Raw genomic sequence first — 511 nt, forward strand, 5'->3', positions numbered from 1 at the left:
CTCGATACCTGATACTTATTACTTGATACGCCTTAAAAATATCCCCCCTTTTTTCTGTCTTCCATTGCGGCTTCAGAAACTTTATCATCCATACGGGCACCACGCTCTGAAATTTTAGAAGCGCTGATTTCAGAAATAATATCATCAATCAAAGTCGCATCCGATTCTACCGCAGCAGTACAAGACATATCGCCCACGGTACGGAAACGAACCTGTTTACGTTCTACCACATCTTCATCATCCATATTTAAAAATGGTGAAGCAGCCATCAGCTGTCCATTTCTGGTGATACAATCGCGTTCGTGCGAGAAATAAATACTTGGCAGGTCTATTTTCTCTCTGCGGATATAATTCCAAACATCAAGCTCCGTCCAGTTACTGATCGGGAATACACRGATATTTTCTCCTTTGTGGATTTTACCGTTGTAAATATTCCAAAGTTCAGGACGTTGGCGTTTTGGATCCCATTGGCCAAATTCATCACGAACAGAGAAAATACGTTCTTTAGCCC

At 41.6% G+C, this 511-nt stretch carries 1 protein-coding gene; it reads right to left on the reverse strand.

The window, feature by feature from the left end; genetic code table 11:
- Nucleotides 1-32: 32 nt before the first annotated feature.
- Nucleotides 33-511, reverse strand: a 479-nt coding sequence (gene cysD, locus AC1DND_RS29300; RefSeq protein ID WP_477586544.1) for a sulfate adenylyltransferase subunit CysD, incomplete at its 5' end; no start/stop codon positions are given.

The sequence above is a fragment of the Pedobacter sp. 01N416 genome (assembly GCF_056399685.1).